This is a genomic window from Erwinia sp. MYb416, from assembly GCF_037479575.1.
Lineage (GTDB): Bacteria > Pseudomonadota > Gammaproteobacteria > Enterobacterales > Enterobacteriaceae > Erwinia > Erwinia rhapontici.
The window spans coordinates 1,551-2,521 of the sequence record NZ_JBBGYT010000115.1; the positions used below are offsets into that span (position 1 = coordinate 1,551).

Genomic DNA, 971 nt, shown 5'->3' on the forward strand with positions numbered 1-971 from the left:
GCATTCAGCACGAACTGCCCGTGATCATGACATTACAGACACACTTTTTGCATGAGGCTATCTACACCGGATTAGCTCACTACGCCGGGGTCATGAAGGTCTTTATTATCACTATTGCCATTTTTGCCTTTATTGATGTGCCACTGAGTCAATTTTTCTTCACTAAAAAAATGCGCATGACTAAAAAAGAAGTGCGTGATGAGCATAAAAACCAGGACGGTAACCCTCAGATAAAAGGACGTATTCGCCAGCTGCAACACCAAATGGCCATGGGACAAATTAATCGGCAAGTGCCACAAGCGGATGTGGTGATCGTTAACCCAACGCACTATGCCGTTGCCCTGAAATACGCGCCCGATAAGGCTGCCGCCCCGTATATTGTGGCGAAAGGACTGGATGACGTCGCATTGCATATCCGCAGCGTAGCCAGCAAACACCAGATTGAAATCGTGGAGTTTCCTCCTCTCGCTCGCTCTGTTTATTACAGTACACGTGTTAACCAGCAGATCCCCACGTCACTTTACCGGGCTATCGCTCAGGTGCTGACATACGTTATGCAGCTAAAATCCTGGCGTACCGGGCAAGGTGAAAAACCGCATCTCGATCTGCATATTCCTCTTCCTGAAAATGAGTTAAAAAATCATGGCAACGTTTAATGTAAACTCGCTAAAAGCCCTGCTGCGCAACAGTCAAATCAGTGTGCCGTTGCTGCTGCTCAGTGTGCTGGCAATGGTTATTTTACCGTTGCCGCCGATCGTGCTGGATGTGTTGTTCACCTTCAATATCGTGCTATCCATCACGGTATTGCTGGCCAGCGTCAACAGTAAACGGCCGCTGGACTTCGCAGTTTTCCCGACGATTTTACTGGTGACCACACTGATGCGCCTGACACTGAACGTCGCCTCGACGCGCGTGGTGTTACTGAACGGCCATGAGGGCGTGGGTGCCGCCGGTAAGGTGATTGAATCCTT

Annotated in this window: 2 protein-coding genes; both read left to right on the top strand. The window is 49.4% G+C overall.

Annotated elements, in window-relative coordinates:
* Nucleotides 1-656 (top strand): EscU/YscU/HrcU family type III secretion system export apparatus switch protein (locus tag WH277_RS01050; protein WP_339503861.1); only part of this gene is annotated, 656 nt, incomplete at its 5' end.
* The coding region (locus WH277_RS01055) for an FHIPEP family type III secretion protein (protein ID WP_339503863.1) at nt 643-971 on the top strand (329 nt) is incomplete at its 3' end. The genes WH277_RS01050 and WH277_RS01055, both read left to right, overlap by 14 nt.